General features: G+C 62.4%; 17 protein-coding genes. 7 read left to right on the top strand and 10 right to left on the bottom strand.

Annotated elements, in window-relative coordinates; translation table 11 throughout:
- The first annotated feature begins 12 nt into the window (after window positions 1–12).
- The 7 genes from ACFT1A_RS14090 (at window position 13) to paaK (ending at window position 6090) form a co-directional block, all read left to right on the top strand.
- Complete coding sequence (locus ACFT1A_RS14090) at window positions 13–798, top strand: enoyl-CoA hydratase-related protein (protein ID WP_378447486.1); 786 nt, start codon at window positions 13–15, stop codon at window positions 796–798.
- Between the two features lie 91 nt (window positions 799–889).
- Window positions 890–1858, top strand: coding sequence for a 1,2-phenylacetyl-CoA epoxidase subunit PaaA (paaA, locus tag ACFT1A_RS14085; protein ID WP_378447485.1), 969 nt, complete (start codon window positions 890–892; stop codon window positions 1856–1858).
- Window positions 1855–2157, top strand: coding sequence for a 1,2-phenylacetyl-CoA epoxidase subunit PaaB (gene paaB, locus ACFT1A_RS14080; protein WP_378447484.1), 303 nt, complete (start codon window positions 1855–1857; stop codon window positions 2155–2157). The genes paaA and paaB overlap by 4 nt, the downstream gene beginning before the upstream one ends.
- 29 nt (window positions 2158–2186) lie before the next feature.
- Window positions 2187–3104: a 1,2-phenylacetyl-CoA epoxidase subunit PaaC gene (paaC, locus tag ACFT1A_RS14075; RefSeq protein ID WP_378447483.1), complete on the top strand. Its 918-nt coding sequence runs from the start codon at window positions 2187–2189 to the stop codon at window positions 3102–3104.
- Window positions 3105–3169: 65 nt separating this feature from the next.
- Window positions 3170–3628 carry a 1,2-phenylacetyl-CoA epoxidase subunit PaaD gene (gene paaD, locus ACFT1A_RS14070; protein WP_378447600.1) on the top strand — a complete coding sequence of 153 codons (459 nt, stop codon included), beginning with the start codon at window positions 3170–3172 and terminating at the stop codon, window positions 3626–3628.
- Between the two features lie 4 nt (window positions 3629–3632).
- Complete coding sequence (gene paaE, locus ACFT1A_RS14065; RefSeq protein ID WP_378447482.1) at window positions 3633–4712, top strand: 1,2-phenylacetyl-CoA epoxidase subunit PaaE; 1080 nt, start codon at window positions 3633–3635, stop codon at window positions 4710–4712.
- 43 nt (window positions 4713–4755) lie between these two features.
- Complete coding sequence (paaK, locus tag ACFT1A_RS14060) at window positions 4756–6090, top strand: phenylacetate--CoA ligase PaaK (RefSeq protein WP_378447481.1); 1335 nt, start codon at window positions 4756–4758, stop codon at window positions 6088–6090.
- 3 nt (window positions 6091–6093) lie between these two features.
- Here paaK and ACFT1A_RS14055 read toward each other — a convergent pair whose 3' ends face one another.
- The 10 genes from ACFT1A_RS14055 to ACFT1A_RS14010 all read right to left on the bottom strand — a co-directional run bounded on the left by ACFT1A_RS14055 (window position 6094) and on the right by ACFT1A_RS14010 (window position 13743).
- Window positions 6094–6717, bottom strand: a complete 624-nt coding sequence (locus ACFT1A_RS14055) for a LysE family translocator (RefSeq protein WP_378447480.1) — start codon at window positions 6715–6717, stop codon at window positions 6094–6096.
- Between the two features lie 92 nt (window positions 6718–6809).
- On the bottom strand, window positions 6810–7007 hold the full coding sequence (locus tag ACFT1A_RS14050; protein WP_378447479.1) for a hypothetical protein: 198 nt from the start codon (window positions 7005–7007) through the stop codon (window positions 6810–6812).
- A gap of 11 nt (window positions 7008–7018) precedes the next feature.
- The gene (locus tag ACFT1A_RS14045; protein WP_378447478.1) at window positions 7019–8212 is read right to left on the bottom strand and encodes a globin domain-containing protein; all 1194 of its coding nucleotides are present in this window, start codon (window positions 8210–8212) and stop codon (window positions 7019–7021) included.
- A 31-nt stretch (window positions 8213–8243) separates the two neighbouring features.
- A complete protein-coding gene (locus tag ACFT1A_RS14040) occupies window positions 8244–8693 on the bottom strand; it encodes an Rrf2 family transcriptional regulator (RefSeq protein ID WP_003943059.1) in 450 nt (149 codons plus the stop codon).
- A gap of 119 nt (window positions 8694–8812) precedes the next feature.
- Complete coding sequence (gene galK / locus ACFT1A_RS14035) at window positions 8813–9943, bottom strand: galactokinase (protein WP_378447477.1); 1131 nt, start codon at window positions 9941–9943, stop codon at window positions 8813–8815.
- Window positions 9943–11043 carry a galactose-1-phosphate uridylyltransferase gene (gene galT / locus ACFT1A_RS14030; RefSeq protein WP_378447476.1) on the bottom strand — a complete coding sequence of 367 codons (1101 nt, stop codon included), beginning with the start codon at window positions 11041–11043 and terminating at the stop codon, window positions 9943–9945. The genes galK and galT overlap by 1 nt, the downstream gene beginning before the upstream one ends.
- The gene (locus ACFT1A_RS14025) at window positions 11040–11666 is read right to left on the bottom strand and encodes an SMI1/KNR4 family protein (protein WP_378447475.1); all 627 of its coding nucleotides are present in this window, start codon (window positions 11664–11666) and stop codon (window positions 11040–11042) included. The genes galT and ACFT1A_RS14025 overlap by 4 nt, the downstream gene beginning before the upstream one ends.
- A gap of 21 nt (window positions 11667–11687) precedes the next feature.
- Window positions 11688–12272, bottom strand: a complete 585-nt coding sequence (locus tag ACFT1A_RS14020) for a TetR family transcriptional regulator (RefSeq protein WP_378447474.1) — start codon at window positions 12270–12272, stop codon at window positions 11688–11690.
- Entirely contained in the window at window positions 12269–13318 is a 1050-nt protein-coding gene (locus tag ACFT1A_RS14015) for a saccharopine dehydrogenase family protein (RefSeq protein ID WP_378447473.1), read from the bottom strand. Before ACFT1A_RS14015 ends, ACFT1A_RS14020 begins: the two co-directional genes overlap by 4 nt.
- 71 nt (window positions 13319–13389) lie before the next feature.
- A complete protein-coding gene (locus ACFT1A_RS14010; RefSeq protein WP_378447472.1) occupies window positions 13390–13743 on the bottom strand; it encodes a VOC family protein in 354 nt (117 codons plus the stop codon).
- Between the last annotated feature and the right edge of the window lie 55 nt (window positions 13744–13798).

The raw sequence follows: 13798 nt of genomic DNA, 5'->3' as shown, positions 1-13798 counted from the left end.
AAAGGAATATCGATGACTGACGTGATCCACACGGAGATCGAGCAAGGTCTGGCGACAATCACTCTCGACCGGCCGAAGGCCGCCAATGCCGTCAACGGCGAGATGAAGGCTCAGCTGCTCGAAGCGTTGCTGCAGGTCCACGCGGACGCGGACGTGCGAGCCTTGTTGATTCTCGCCGAAGGCAAGAACTTCTGCGTCGGCCAGGATCTCGGCGAGCACGCGGCAGCTCTGAACGCTGATCCGGGGCACGCGATGGACACGGTCGAGGCGCACTACAACCCGATGGTCACGGCGCTGTCGACGCTTTCCGTCCCGGTGGTGGTGGGCATCGGCGGCGCTTGCGTCGGGGCCGGGCTGGGAATTGCGTTGGCCGGTGACATCCGGGTGGTCGGGGCTCACGCGAGCTTTGCGACTGCATTCACCGGCATCGGTTTGGCGAGTGACTCCGGGCTCAGTCATGCGCTCGTGCACGCGCTCGGACCGAGCCGCGCCAGTGGCCTGATGTTGCTCGGCGACAAGTTCGACGCGCAGAGTGCGTTGGAGTGGGGATTGGTCCATCGGGTGGTGGCCGACGAGGACGTTGCGGCCGAGGCTCGCTCGGTTGCCCGTCGACTTGCCGACGGACCCACCGCCGCCTTCGCGCACGTGAAATCACTGATCAGGGCAGCCGCTCCCGGGCTTTCCCAGGCGTTGGAGGCCGAGGCGAGTGCGCAGGTGGAGTTGGGTTCCACGGCAGATCATCAAGGCGCTGTCGCGGCGTTCCTGTCGAAGCAGAAGCCGGTTTTCGCGGGCCGCTGATTCGATTGCGCTGAAAGATTCTCTTGTGTGCTGGGACACCTCGGTGCATACTAGTTACCAACCGATCATTCGGTAATAAAAGGTAGGTACGATGACCAACGTGGAAGCTCCACAAGACCTGCAGAACTTGTTCGACGAGACGATTGCGGCAGACCAGCGCATCGAGCCTCGCGACTGGATGCCGGACGGCTACCGCAAGACTCTGATCCGTCAGGTTGCCCAGCATGCGCACTCCGAGATAATCGGGATGCAGCCCGAAGGAAACTGGCTCACCCGGGCGCCGTCGCTGCGACGCAAGGCGATCCTGATGGCGAAGGTGCAGGACGAAGCCGGGCACGGTCTGTATCTCTACTCCGCGGCCGAGACGCTCGGTGCCGATCGCGGTGATCTGACCACCAAACTGATCGAGGGAAAGCAGAAGTACTCCTCGATCTTCAACTACCCGACACTGACCTACGCCGACGTGGGAGTGATCGGATGGCTGGTCGACGGAGCCGCCATCTGCAATCAGGTTCCGCTGTGCCGCAGCTCCTTCGGGCCGTATGCACGCGCGATGATCCGTGTGTGCAAGGAGGAATCGTTTCATCAGCGGCAAGGCTTCGAGTTGTTGGCGACGATGATGCGAGGCACGGACGCTCAACGCGCGATGGTGCAGGAAGCCGTCGACCGATGGTGGTGGCCCGCTCTGATGATGTTCGGACCCCCGGACGACGAGTCGCCGAACACCGAACAGTCGATGAAGTGGCGCATCAAGCGACACACCAACGACGAACTGCGACAGCGATTTGTCGACATGTCGATACCGCAAGCCGAGGTACTCGGTGTGAGCTTCCCCGATCCCGATCTGCGCTGGAACCCCGAACGTGGTGCACACGATTTCGGTGAGCCGGACTGGAGTGAATTCATGGACGTGGTCCGCGGTAACGGTGCCGCTAGCGTCGAGCGGATCGCCAATCGGAAAGCTGCCCACGACAACGGAGCCTGGGTCCGTGACGCCGCCTACGCCTTTGCACAGCGCGAGAGAATCGCGCACGATCTCACGACTGGGGAAACATCATGAGCGAAAACGATCAGGTACGGGGCGAATGGCCTTTGTACGAGGTGTTTCTGCGGGGAAAGCGCGGACTGAACCACGTGCATGTCGGGTCACTGCGTGCGGCGGACGATCAGATGGCCCTACGCCACGCGCGCGACGTCTACACCAGACGTAACGAAGGCGTGAGCATCTGGGTCGTGCCTTCCACGAACATCGTGGCTTCGAGTCCGGCGGAGAAGGATCCGTTCTTCGCGCCGAGCGGGGACAAGGTCTACCGGCACCCGACCTTCTACGACATCCCGGACTCCGTTCCCCACATGTGAGACACCACTTCGACTTCGAGGACCAACAGATGAACGATCACGACAGTGCCTACGACGGCCTGGTCGACGGCGACGGCCACGGTCAGTGGGCGTTCGGAACCAGCTTCGACGACCCCCTCGCCGGAGTCGACACCACGGTGCCGGATGACGTCGATCTCGGTGCTCTGGCGCGCTACTGCCTCATGCTCGGCGACGACGCGCTCGTCAGTTCGCAGCGCCTCGCCGAATGGTCGACGCGGGCACCGGAACTCGAAGAAGAGGTGGCTCTCGCCAACGTCGGCTTGGATCTGATCGGACAGGCCAGGCTGCTGCTGGCTCGCGCAGCAGCAGCCGATTCCACTGTGGTTCCGTTCATCTCGGACACATCGCCCGTGCCGGCTGAAGATGCGCTTGCCTTCTTTCGTGATCAGTTCGGCTTCCGCAACGTGAGACTGGTGGAGCTCGCCAACGGCGACTTCGCGCACACGGTCGTTCGGCTCCTCGTGTTCTCGACCTGGCGGCTGGCGCTGTTCGATCGGCTCCGCACGTCGCGGGACCCGGTCCTCGCGGCAGTGGCGAACAAGGGCGTCAAAGAACTGACCTACCACCGCGACTACGCGGCAAGGTGGGTCGTCACGTTGGGCGCCGGCACAGCAGAATCCAAGCGTCGGACCGCCGCCGCCCTGCTCGAGATCTTCCCCTTCGTGGACGAGCTCTTTGTTCCCACACCGGACGAACTCGTCTTGGCCGAAGTTGGTGTCGGAGTGGATCCGCGCACTGTTCGGCCGGAGTTCGACGCCGTACTTGCCCAGGTCCTGCACGCTGCCGAAATGGAAGAGCCCCCTGCACGTTTCTCCGGTTTCGTCGGCGGCCGCGGCGGGCGTGCCGGACTGCACACCGGGGCGCTGGGGCTGCTTCTCGCCGAAATGCAGAGCGTTGCTCGGGAGCATCCGGAAGGGGTGTGGTGACCGTGACTGCCACTACCGTCTCTTCCACTACTGTCTCTTCCGCGCAGGAGATCGTCGCCTCGGTGATGGATCCGGAGATGCCACTGTTGACCTTGGCCGATCTCGGCGTCATCCGATCGGTCGACGTCGAAGCGAACTTCGTCTGTGTGACAATCACTCCCACCTATTCCGGGTGCCCCGCCATGGCAACGATGCGAGACGACATCGAGCACAAACTGACCGACGCGGGGTACGGCAGCGTCCAGATCAAGACTCAACTGTCGCCGCCCTGGAGTTCGGATTGGATCAGCGAACAGGGACTGGCGAAACTGCGGACGGCCGGGTACTCGGTGCCGGGGGCCGCGCCGCGTCGCACCTCCGGCCCGATCGCCTTGACCTTGACGGCCAAGCCGCGCGACATCCTGTGCCCCCAGTGCGGTTCGGCAAACACCAGACTGAGTTCGGAATTCGGTGCGACCCTGTGCAAAGCGCTCTATCGCTGCCTCGACTGCCTCGAGCCGTTCGATCACGTGAAGGAGATCTGAACAGATGAGTACCGCAACGACGAACCGGAACAAACCCTTTCACCCGTTGACGGTGGCAGATGTCGAATCACTGTGCGACGACGCAGTTGCCGTCACCTTCGACGTGCCCACCGACATCGCCGATCAATTCGATTTCGGCGCCGGGCAGTCACTGACACTGCGACGGATGATCGACGGCGTCGAGCACCGTCGTTCGTACTCGATCTGTGCACCGGTAGGGGCGTCTCCCCGGGTGGGGGTCCGCGAAGTAGCGGACGGACTCTTCTCCACCTGGCTGGTGCACGACGTGAAGGCCGGGGATCAAATCGACGTGCAGGGCCCCTCGGGCAATTTTGTCGCCGATCCCGCATTGGGAGGACGACACGTTCTTATCGCAGCAGGTTCCGGCATCACGCCCATGCTGTCCATCGCTGCAACACTTTTAGCGAACCCCGAGGCCGACGTCACCCTGCTGTACGGGAACAGACGTACGCGCTCGGTGATGTTCGCCGAAGAGATCGCCGACCTGAAGGACCGGTACGGTGCGCGTCTGGACGTCATTCACGTTCTCTCGCGCGAGCCACGGGAGGTCGAGTTGTTCTCGGGCCGTCTCGACGCCGACCGGTTGCGTGAGATCTTCACCTCTCTGGTTCCCTGCGACCAGGTCGACGGCTTCTGGTTGTGTGGCCCGTTCGGGATGGTCAACGACGCCCAGGAAGTGCTGGCCGGCTTGGGAATTGCAAAGGACCGCATTCATCACGAGCTGTTCTACGTCGACGATGTCGCGCCGCCGGTCGCCGTGCATCGTGAGCCCGGAATAGTCGGACCAGGCAGTGAAGTCACCATCACGCTCGACGGTCGATCGACCACCGCGACACTTCCGCGAGATCAGTCGATTCTCGATGCAGCGGAACAGTACCGATCGGATCTACCCTTCGCGTGTAAGGGCGGAGTCTGTGGCACCTGCCGTGCCAAGGTCACCTGCGGTGACGTCGAGATGCGAAGGAACTACGCACTCGAAGACTACGAAGTCGACGCGGGTTTCGTGCTGACCTGCCAGACCTTTCCTGTCGGTGAACAGATAACAGTCGATTTCGACGCCTGACCGCCCGTACCCCGCGCACTCACTGAGCCCACCGGAGACAATCATGACCGAACTCGCCACCGCTTCATCGGATCCTGCTGTGTCATCAGATGCTGCTACCGCGCAGAAGATCGAATTCGCCAGCCGAGACCGCATCGCAACGCTGCAACTCGAGCGGATGCAGTGGTCCCTGATGCACGCGTACACAAATGTTCCGCACTACCGCAAAGCGTTCGACGACGCCGGCGTTCACCCGAGTGACTTGAAGGACCTGAGCGATCTCGCGAAATTCCCCTTCACCACGAAAGCGGATCTGCGCGAGAACTATCCGTTCAAGATGTTTGCGGTGCCACAGGACCAGGTTTCGCGGATTCACGCGTCGTCGGGAACCACCGGGCGCCCGACGGTGGTGGGATACACGAGCAACGACCTGAACAACTGGGCCGATCTCATCGCCCGCAGTCTCTCGGCCGGCGGCGTGCGATCTTCGGACAAGGTGCACGTGGCTTACGGATACGGACTTTTCACCGGCGGGCTGGGAGCCCACTACGGCGCGGAGCGATTGGGCTGCACGGTCATTCCCATGTCCGGTGGCATGACAGAGCGGCAGATCCAGCTGATCGAGGATTTCGAACCCGACGCCATCATGGTGACTCCGTCGTACATGCTGACCATCGTGGATGCGATGATCAAGAAGGGTATCGATCCCTCCAAAACCTCACTGCGGGTCGGTGTTTTCGGAGCGGAACCGTGGACCGAACAGATGCGGACCGAGCTGGAGCAGCAACTCGACATGCATGCCGTCGACATCTACGGACTCTCCGAGATCATGGGCCCGGGCGTGGCAATGGAATGTGTGGAAACCAAAGACGGGCTCCATATCTGGGAGGATCACTTCTACCCGGAGATCATCGATCCGGTCACGGGCGAGGTGCTGCCGGACGGGGAGGAAGGTGAGCTGGTTTTCACCTCGCTCACCAAGGAGGCGCTGCCCATCATTCGTTACCGCACCAGGGATCTGACCCGACTGTTGCCCGGCACGGCGCGCTCGATGCGGAGGATGCAGAAAGTCACCGGCAGGACCGACGACATGATCATCCTTCGCGGCGTCAATCTGTTCCCCACGCAGATCGAAGAACTGATCCTGACCGTCCCCGCACTGGCGCCCCAATTCCAGTGTGTACTGGACCGACCGGGCCGTATGGACACCCTGACGGTGCGCGTCGAGGCCCGCCCTGATGCGGCGGTCTCGGATCACGCGGCAGCGTCTTCCGCGTTGCAGAAGCTGGTGAAGAACAAGATAGGTGTCACGGTCGAGGTGAACGTTCTCGAACCCGGCGGACTCGAACGCTCGATCGGCAAAGCGCGTCGCCTGATCGACCAGCGTCCGAAGGACTGAAGACTACTCGAGTGCCATGCGGGTGGCGAAGATTCCGAGAATGCCACCCGCAAGCCACTTCTGAGCGCGCATCCACACCGGACGTGCCACGAGGAAGGTCGACACGGCTGCCGCACTGCATACGATCAACGCGTTGACGGTGACTGCCACCAGGATCTGCACCCCGCCGAGTATCAGCGCTTGCTGCCAGACGGGGCCGGCAGAGGGATCGACGAACTGGGGGATGAGCGCCGCGTACATCAGAGCGATCTTGGGATTGAGCAGATTGGTGGTCAAACCCATCCCGAACAGACGCCCGCTGCCGTGGCGATCGACTTCGCCCACCTCGAAGGCTGACTTCCCACCCGGTCGTAGCGTCGACCAGGCGAGATAAGCGAGATACACGGCGCCGCCGATCTTCACCGCGGTGAACACCGTGGGAACGGCAAAGAGAACCGCTGTCAGACCGGCACACGTGGCGGCGAGGTAGAACAGAAAACCGGTGGCGACGCCGCCGAGTGAGATCAAACCGGCTCGGCGACCCTGGCTGATGCTGCGGGACACCAGGTAGATCATGTTGGGGCCCGGTGTCAGAACCATCGCGAGGGCGATCAGCGCGACACCAGTCATCGACGCTGACGTGATCATGTCGGTCTCCCACTACTCGGTATGAATGTCTCGTCGAGTACACAAGGGGTTGCGGTCGCGCGCCAAGGTCCAGTTCGCAGACAGTGGTCCGGTCAGTCCTCGCTGCCGGAGCGGTCACCGATCCACGCGAGGAGATCTGGATCGGACGATGTCAGCCGGTCCACTTCCTCGCCGTCGTCGCAGCGTCGTAGTGACACCGTGATCGATGTGGGGGTTCTGTGCAGAACCCGCCACATCGCTCCCGAATCCGACCACCGCGAAAGAGTTTCCACCGGTTGCTCTTCCGTCATGTCGGCTCCGCTCAGGTATTGGCCCAGCTGTCCGGTCCGAAGACCTCGTAGTGGATATTCTGCGCCGGGACGTCCCGTTCGAGCAACGATGCGCGCATCGCCAACATGAACGGCATCGGCCCACAGAGGAACGCCTGGGTGTCTGGTTCGACAGTGATATCGCGCAGATCGGCCCGTCCTTCGTGTACCGATCCGAACGGTACGTGCGTGCCGAGATCCTCGTACCAGCGGTGCAAGGTTGCGGCGGGAATCTTCTCGACGAGCGTGCTGAGTTCTGCTCGGTGAGCATGATCGGCGATGGATCGATCAGCATGAATGACGGAGACGGAACGCTGTGCACCGGTGTCCGCAAGGTGATTGAGCATGCCGATCATCGGTGTGCAACCGATTCCGGCCGACGCGAGGAGCAGTGGTGAGTCGTCGTCGGGCATCGTGAGATCACCGAACGGTGTGGTGACGGAGAGCTCTTGTCCTTCGAATACGTTGTTGTAGAGAAAGTTCGACACCTCGCCGTCGGGAGTTCCCGAGATTCGCTTCACACTGATCCGCCAGTCTGCGCTGCTCGGCACCGAACACAAGCTGTACTGACGAATCTGGCGAGCGCCGTCTGGAAGCACCACGCCGACCGAAAGGTACTGTCCGGGAGCGAAGGTGGGCAGTGCACTGCCGTCGAGCGAGGTGAGGGTCAGTGACACGGTGTCGGCGGATTGAAGGACGCGCTCACTGATTCTGACAGTTCGCCACACGTCACCGGCCTCGACCCCAGCGAGCTGATAGAGGCCCCGTTCCATCGTGATGAGAGTTTCGGCCATCAGCCAGTAGACTTCGTCCCATGCTGCCGCGACCTCGGGAGTGACTGCTTCGCCGAGTATTTCGACGATTGCGGCGAAGAGGTGTTCGTGGACGATCGCATACTGGTCAGGGGTGATGCCCAACGACGCGTGCTTGTGAGCGATACGAGAAAGGATGAGATCAACTTTGGCACTGTCGGGTTCGAGCTGCAGTGTCGCGAATGCTGCGATAGCGCCCGCGAGTGCTTTCTGCTGTTCACCCTGCTTCTGATTGCCTCGATTGAACAGATCGCGCTCGAGTTCGGGATGTGCGTCGAACATCTTGCGGTAGAACAGGGTTGTGATATCGCCGATGGCAGCGCCGACCACGGGAAGGGTGGCGCGAATGACCTCGGTTGACTGTGGGGAAAGCATGAGCTGCTCCGTTCGGTCGAAATTCGGTTGATCAGCCTGCTTCGTCGCTCCGGGTGGTGAGGCGAAGCAGAACAGTTTTGGACGGCTGACGGATGACGTCTTCGATCGTGACCGCGTCGAGTGAGACGAAAAACGCTTCCTGAGCTTCGCGCAACGCACTTCGAAGGAGGCAACCGCCGCGCAGTGGGCACGGCTTGTCGCCTTCGCAGTCGACGACCTCGCCTGGCCCCTCGAGGCGTCGGGCCAGCCAGCCGATGGTGGCGGTGCGGCCGAGTTCGGTGATGGACAGTCCACCGCCGCGGCCGCGCCTGGTTGTGACGATGCCCAACTCGCCGAGTCGTGTAACCACCTTGGTGGCATGGGAGTACGACACGTTGAGCTGCTGCGCAACATCCCGGGTACTGGGGGAGGCATCCGCGTCGAGTACGGCCAACCGCATGACGACGCGCAATCCCAGATCGGTGAACTGCGTCAGTTGCATGACCTGAACCTACATAATTCGCATCTGAGATGACTATTTATGTGAGGGGGATCTCGAGGCGCCCCAACCGGAGCGAACGGTACGTTTGGCGCCGTCAGTGCGCTGAAAGTGCCGTTCGCTCACAGCCGGGTGGCCGAACCCCCGGCAACGGCGGTGAGAAAGTGGGGCGCTCGCCAGCCCCGCGCTGCAAATTCGCGGTTCACCGACGCGGTGACCTCCGCACCCCTTCCTTCCGGAACCAATGCGATGGCCGAACCTCCGAAGCCGCCACCGGTCATCCGGGCGCCGATCGCACCGCCGCGTCGTGCTGCGGTAACGGCGACGTCGAGTTCTTCGCACGAGACCTCGAAGTCGTCACGCAACGACGCGTGGGAGTTGTCGAACAGCTTTCCGACGCCACTGAATCTGCTGTTGCGTAGGAGTTCTGCTGCTTGCCGTGTTCGTGCGATCTCGCCCACGACGTGCCGTGCCCGTGTCCGGAGAAGCGGATCTGGCAACGATTCGGCCTGATCTGCAGTTGCTTCTCGCAAACTGTCGACGCCGAGAGCCTTTGCAGCGTCGACGCATTGGGAGCGGCGCAACCCGTACTGTCCGTCCGCGAGCGAGTGTTTGACCCGGGTGTCGACGACGATCAGTTCGAAGCCGGCATTGTGGAGATCGAATGGAATGGGTTCGGTGGATCCGTCCTGGCAGTCCAGCAGCAACGCAGTCGAGGGTCTGGCAAAGAGGGCGATGGTCTGGTCCATCCCGCCTGTCGGTGCGCCGACGCCCTCGTTTTCCGCTCGGATGCACATCTTCACCAGCTGATCTCGGCTGAACGGAGAACCGTGAAGATCGTTGACGGCCAACGCAACAGAGCAGGTGAGGGCAGCGGAGCTCGACAGCCCGGCCCCGACCGGCACCGACGAGTCGACCGCCAGATCGATTCCTTCGAGGGAAAGACCTTCGCGCGCCAGCGACCACATCACGGCCGTGGGGTAGGCGGCCCATCCTGCTGCGATGTCGCCGACGGACCCGAAGTATGTCTCGTCGGATTGCCGACTGTGTACGCGCACGGTCCTGTCGTTGCGCAGCGCGGCGGCTACCAGCGTTCGCTGCTCGAGAGCGACGGGCAAGCACAAGCCATTGTTGTAGTCGGTGTGCTCGCCGATGAGATTGACTCGACCGGGCGCCGCCCAGACCCCGGTTGCCGGATATCCGTAGGTGTCGTGGAACTGTTGGAGTACAGATTCTTTCGAGACAGGATCCACTATTTCAACTCCCGCAGGCGGGCCGCGACTGCCTCGGGAAGTGTGTCGTTCACCCATGCGCCCATCGCCGACTCGGACCCGGCGAGGTATTTGAGTTTGCCGGGAGCACGCAAGATCGAGAACAGTTGAAGATGCAGGCGACCCAGAGTTCGGTCCATGCGCACCGGGGCTTGGTGCCAGGCCGCGATGTACGGTACCCGGGCAACGCCCGGATAGAAGCGGTCGATACGACGGAGGAGATCTTGGTAGACCACCGCAAGCTCTTCGCGTTCTGCGTCGTTCAGCGACGGAAGGTCCGGGATGTCGCGGTGCGGCGCAAGGTGAATCTCGATGGGCCATCGTGCAGCAGTCGGAACGTAGGCGCTCCAGTGGTCGCCGTCGTAGATCAACCGCGTCTGGTCTTTGCGCTCGAATGCCAGAACGTCGGCGAGCAGTGAGCGACCGGTGCGCTCGAAGTGCTTGCCTGCCCGCGTCAGCATCGATCGGGTGCGTGGCGTGAGAAAAGGGTATGCGTAGATCTGTCCGTGCGGATGGGTGAGTGTCACCCCGATCTCTTCGCCCCGATTCTCGAAGCAGAAAACCTGTTCCACATCTGGATCCGCCGACAACTGTTCGGTCCGAGAAATCCAGGCACCGACAATCGTGCGCATGCGTTCGAGCGGAAGTTCGGCGACGGACGCCGTGTGATCGCTCGAGAAACACATCACCTCGCAGTGGCCGACAGCTGGGCGATCGCTCGGGTCGTCTCCGGGACTGTGGGCGGCATCGCCGGGCGGCGACGCAAAACTCGGAAACCGATTCTCGAACACTGCAACGTCGTAGTCCGATTCGGGTATCTCTGTGGGCGTGCGTGTTTCGTTGGTCGGGCACAGCGGGCAATCGGCGGCCGAGGGGAGGTGGGTTCGCGTCATACGATGTGAGGCCATGGTGATCCACTCGCCGGTGAGAACGTCGAACCTCATCCGAGAAGAGTGGTCGAGCGCCGGCAATTCGCGTGAATCTCGCGCAGTGTGGGCGCGGAAACGGTCGGAGTCGTCGAAGTAGAAGATCTGGCGACCGTCGGCGAGGATGCGGCGGGTCGGGTTGCGATCTGACGTCATGCGTCGACTTCCCATTCCAGAACACCCTTGCTGACAACGGGTTTCCACACTCCTATCGTGGATCCTGTTTCCAGCGCAGTGGCGTGGGCGGCCAACATGACCGAGATGGACGCCCAGATCGGACCCCCGTTGTCGGTGGCGTCCGACGCATATTCGGTCACACAATGATGAAGTGCACCACTGCGTGTGTCCACGAAGTAGTGGTACTCGTCCAGTCCGGCAAAGGGAACGAACGAGGGGATGAACATGGTTGCGGTAGTGCCTGCGTCGCGTTGATCGTGTCGATCCATCTCGTCCTCGGCGTAGAGGTCCGGATTCTCGTAGATCGTCTCGTCCCACGTTTCGAGGAGTGTGAGGCGAACTTCGGTTGCGACGTCGATGGGGTAGAAGAACTTGTCGGGAAGCACACTGCCGAGAAAGAGCCCCGTCCGGTCGTCGTGGGTCAGGCTGCCGTTGTGCACCCGATACAGGTCGCGAAGTTCCTCGGGCCACGTGACGCCGGTCGACGCCTCGAATTCCTCGATGACGGTCTCACCGAGTCCCGGTTGAAACGCTGCAGCCGTCACCCGCGCGTGTGTACGGCACCACGCTTCGATTCGGCTCCATTCGTTTGCAACGCTCATGGGCCTTACGATACGTCCGAGTCAGGACCCGTGAATCAGGTACTGCAGCGTGTTCACCAGCTTTCGGTCCGAAGCCTGCGACTTTCGGCCGGCAATGCCTGAGCGGAGAACGGCGGAACCCTCGAGCAGGCTCACGATGGTCTGCGCCGTTGCACCAAGGCCCGCAGCATCCAGATCCGGTTGTGCACACGCAACAGCGCGCTCGACGTGTGCGACGTACTGCGCGTAGAAGTCTCGAACCACCACCGCCACTTCCTCGTCTGCCGCAGCAATCGCCCACACTTCGACGTACAGACGCACGGTGGCCTGGTCATCCTGTTCTCCGAGCAGGACTGCGATGAAGTGCTCGGATTCCTTGCGGGAAAGGCTCTGATCCGTATCCGTTATGGCGGCGAGACGATCCAGTGAACGGGTCAATGCGCGTGACATCACTGCGCGGATCAGGTCTGCACGGGTGGGGTAGTAGTGCTGCAGATGCCCCACCCGCACGCCGGCCGCGGCCGCGAAATCGCGCATTGCCGAGTTGGCATTGCCCTGCGTGGTGAGGACCTGTTCTGCTGCGTCGAGAAGTGCTGCCGCGCGGGCGGCACCCTTGGAAGGGGTCATGCCCGCAATACTGCCACCCCGAAGTTCTCCAACTCGGAGACGGTGCTGCGCGGGTTCGGAAGCGACTCGGGGAAAGCAACTCCCGGCTGAGCATCGTCGGCCAAAGCATGTCTGACGGCCAGCGCGCCACCCACCGCAGTGAGGTGGGCTTGACCTTGAGGATCGACGATCGTTGCGCTTGCCGCGGCGTCCGGGCCGGTGACGTCGATGCGTACTTGCGCGCTCCCGCCCTTGCCTGGTGAGTACAGGAGACCGCGTCGTAGTGGCGTGAAGCGGTCGCCGCGACCCCAACGGAACAGACCCACCTTCTTGGCGGCAAGCAGGGCAGTTGTGGATGCATTGGAACTGAAACCGATTCGAGTACTGGCAGTTTCGGCGCCCAGGGTCATGGGAAATGTGAATTGTTCCGGAGTGTCGATTCTTCCGACCTTGGTGCGCGATCCGGGAAAGTCGATCCAGCGTGTATCCGTCAACGGGCTGACGGTGATCGGGTTGCCTTGCTGCATCACCTCGAAATCCTGGCCGAGACGATCGATGAAGTCGACGGAGTCGATCCCGGCAATGTCGTTGACGTCGTAGCGAATCGAGACGTCGATCGTGGTTGCGCCACCCAGTTCCTCGGCCAACGCTGCGGCGACGACGTTGGTGACTCCGCCCATCCAGCCGGACGAGAGGTACACCGGTGCGCTCGGCGACATCTGACCCGACAGAGTTGCGGCGCGGGCGACGCGGGTTGTCCAGCGAGTGATGTCGACGTAGGGGATCCCGGCCTCGACGGCAGCGGACAGCACACGATCGTGGGGATCGTTGACCGTCGATACGACCGCGCGTACGGACGCATCGAATGGCGTCGGGTCGAGGAGGTCCCAGCGGCGGACGGTGGCACCGTGACGGCGCGCCAACTCGTTGCCGCGGTCGGGGGTACGCCCGGTGAGGAGCAGTGGGAAGTCGGGGGCGAGCAGGGCCGTCAGGGCGCTGCCCACGGTTCCGTATCCGCCGGCCACGAGGATCGGGCCGTCGGCTGAATACTGCAAAGAATCGGTCATGCACTCAACTCTAGGTCAAATGACCTAAAACGTCGAACGGCGTCTTCCACGTGCTCAGTCCCGGTGTTTGTTCAGCCACGGTGTTGCACGATGTTGACGACGTTCCCGTCGGGCGCCCTGACGAGGAATCGGCGAACACCCCACTCTTCGGTCGTAATGGGGTGCACGATTTCGTAGCCGAGTCTGCGGGCCTCTTCGTAGGCGCCGTCGACGTCGTCCGCGTGGACGGAGATGACCGAATCCTCGGCTGCCGTCGCGTCGTGCGTGACGAGCTGTACGTGCGCACCGGTGTCGGGTGAGGTGTAGCGAGCGACCCACCCCATGTTGAACTCTTCGGTACTCAGGCCGAGATAGTCGGAGTAGAAACTCCTGGCGGTTCCGACATCGGCGACCTTGAGATTGGCGGTGATGCGTCGTGCACGCATGCGGTTCTCCTACCTTCGGCAACAGATGTGCTCGATGATCGTCCGAATGCGGAGT

It is taken from the genome of Rhodococcus sp. NPDC057135, from assembly GCF_042670865.1.
Lineage (GTDB): Bacteria > Actinomycetota > Actinomycetes > Mycobacteriales > Mycobacteriaceae > Rhodococcus_F.
Note: the sequence above shows the minus strand (reverse complement) of the source record. Positions and strands in the feature narration are given on the sequence as shown.

What these genes read in the sequence shown, in the direction of transcription:
- paaB (WP_378447484.1), top strand. Translation starts at nt 1,855, where the DNA reads ATGAGCGAAAACGATCAGGTACGGGGCGAATGGCCTTTGTACGAGGTG.
- ACFT1A_RS14020 (WP_378447474.1), bottom strand. Translation starts at nt 12,272, where the DNA reads ATGACCCCTTCCAAGGGTGCCGCCCGCGCGGCAGCACTTCTCGACGCA.
- ACFT1A_RS14025 (WP_378447475.1), bottom strand. Translation starts at nt 11,666, where the DNA reads ATGAGCGTTGCAAACGAATGGAGCCGAATCGAAGCGTGGTGCCGTACA.
- paaE (WP_378447482.1), top strand. Translation starts at nt 3,633, where the DNA reads ATGAGTACCGCAACGACGAACCGGAACAAACCCTTTCACCCGTTGACG.
- ACFT1A_RS14090 (WP_378447486.1), top strand. Translation starts at nt 13, where the DNA reads ATGACTGACGTGATCCACACGGAGATCGAGCAAGGTCTGGCGACAATC.
- paaA (WP_378447485.1), top strand. Translation starts at nt 890, where the DNA reads ATGACCAACGTGGAAGCTCCACAAGACCTGCAGAACTTGTTCGACGAG.
- galT (WP_378447476.1), bottom strand. Translation starts at nt 11,043, where the DNA reads ATGACGTCAGATCGCAACCCGACCCGCCGCATCCTCGCCGACGGTCGC.
- ACFT1A_RS14050 (WP_378447479.1), bottom strand. Translation starts at nt 7,007, where the DNA reads ATGACGGAAGAGCAACCGGTGGAAACTCTTTCGCGGTGGTCGGATTCG.
- paaC (WP_378447483.1), top strand. Translation starts at nt 2,187, where the DNA reads ATGAACGATCACGACAGTGCCTACGACGGCCTGGTCGACGGCGACGGC.
- paaD (WP_378447600.1), top strand. Translation starts at nt 3,170, where the DNA reads ATGGATCCGGAGATGCCACTGTTGACCTTGGCCGATCTCGGCGTCATC.
- ACFT1A_RS14055 (WP_378447480.1), bottom strand. Translation starts at nt 6,717, where the DNA reads ATGATCACGTCAGCGTCGATGACTGGTGTCGCGCTGATCGCCCTCGCG.
- ACFT1A_RS14040 (WP_003943059.1), bottom strand. Translation starts at nt 8,693, where the DNA reads ATGCAACTGACGCAGTTCACCGATCTGGGATTGCGCGTCGTCATGCGG.
- ACFT1A_RS14015 (WP_378447473.1), bottom strand. Translation starts at nt 13,318, where the DNA reads ATGACCGATTCTTTGCAGTATTCAGCCGACGGCCCGATCCTCGTGGCC.
- ACFT1A_RS14010 (WP_378447472.1), bottom strand. Translation starts at nt 13,743, where the DNA reads ATGCGTGCACGACGCATCACCGCCAATCTCAAGGTCGCCGATGTCGGA.
- paaK (WP_378447481.1), top strand. Translation starts at nt 4,756, where the DNA reads ATGACCGAACTCGCCACCGCTTCATCGGATCCTGCTGTGTCATCAGAT.
- ACFT1A_RS14045 (WP_378447478.1), bottom strand. Translation starts at nt 8,212, where the DNA reads ATGCTTTCCCCACAGTCAACCGAGGTCATTCGCGCCACCCTTCCCGTG.